At 61.9% G+C, this 968-nt stretch carries 2 protein-coding genes and 1 pseudogene; 1 reads left to right on the top strand and 2 read right to left on the bottom strand.

Going from position 1 to position 968, the window contains the following annotated elements:
- Positions 1-160 precede the first annotated feature (160 nt).
- Together AC5ZFO_RS48095 and AC5ZFO_RS48100 are read right to left on the bottom strand one after the other, a co-directional pair.
- Positions 161-349, bottom strand: a pseudogene (locus AC5ZFO_RS48095) (transposase domain-containing protein); the annotation flags it as partial.
- Complete coding sequence (locus AC5ZFO_RS48100) at positions 298-591, bottom strand: transposase (protein ID WP_496124280.1); 294 nt, start codon at positions 589-591, stop codon at positions 298-300. The pseudogene AC5ZFO_RS48095 and the gene AC5ZFO_RS48100, both read right to left, overlap by 52 nt.
- A 66-nt stretch (positions 592-657) precedes the next feature.
- On the opposite strand from AC5ZFO_RS48100, the gene AC5ZFO_RS48105 reads away from it, so the two are divergent.
- Positions 658-888: a hypothetical protein gene (locus AC5ZFO_RS48105; RefSeq protein ID WP_496124279.1), complete on the top strand. Its 231-nt coding sequence runs from the start codon at positions 658-660 to the stop codon at positions 886-888.
- The last annotated feature ends 80 nt before the right edge of the window (positions 889-968 follow it).

Below are 968 nucleotides of genomic sequence, written 5' to 3' on the forward strand. Positions count from 1 at the left end.
ATGAATCGCGAGGTTCACGTCCGGTTCTGAGAGAGCGCGGGGCTGCAATGCCCCGCGCCACTCACCTATCTCAAGGGCCGTTCTTGCCTTCGCGATACCAGTTGAGCAGCGTCCGGATGGCGAAGTGATGACGGAAGTCGTGCACGCGTGGCCCGGTACGTCATGCCGTTCGAGCGGAGAACGCTGATGCCGGCGTCCAATTCCAGGGCAGAAGCTCGTCCAGCCGGTGAGCTGGGTGGGCGGCGATGCGGGAAAGGATATCCGTGAGCCAGGCCTGTGGATCGACGCCATTCATTTTCACCCGTGCCCCCAGGAGCTCAACCGTAACAGCGGCAGCCTCCGGCGATCCGGAGGGCGCGGCAGCCGCCGGCAGCGACGTTTCCGACACCAAAGGCACGAATGAGATAGTGTATCCGCCGAAGGCAGCACCAGTTGACCTGAACGCGCCCGGCGCCGCCAGTCATGCACCTGCTGCGACCGGCAGCCATGGCGGCGTGCGATATCTGTTACAACCCCACCTGGCTCGAGGCTTTCCGCGACAATCTGTGCCTTCAAATCATGCGGCCAGCTGCTTCCGGCCTGCGCCAGCAGGCACTTCTATACGCTGCGTCAACGGTCGTCTTATGTCGTCCGAATGGTCGTCCATTTTGAGCACCCTTGCCGAAGATGATTCTTCTAACGGTGCACCCAAGGCTGCGCACAGACAATCTGAAGGGCCTCGGCGCTACGCTTACATTGCAAGCCACGTTGCCTGAGGTGCGTGGTGGAGGATCGGAGCGCGGACCTGCGGCAAACTTCGTGCAGTTGGCGAGCGAGAACAGCATCGCCATCAACTGCCGGGCTCCCTATCACGCACCTGCAGCGGTCTTTAGCCTTTTGTTGATCTGAAGCAAGGCCGTATGTCCGCCTCTTCCAGTGAGGTGGCTCGCCCTACACTGCGCGTCCGAGGGTTACTCGGGCGTACCGAG

Source organism: Bradyrhizobium sp. Unk1 (genome assembly GCF_059512345.1).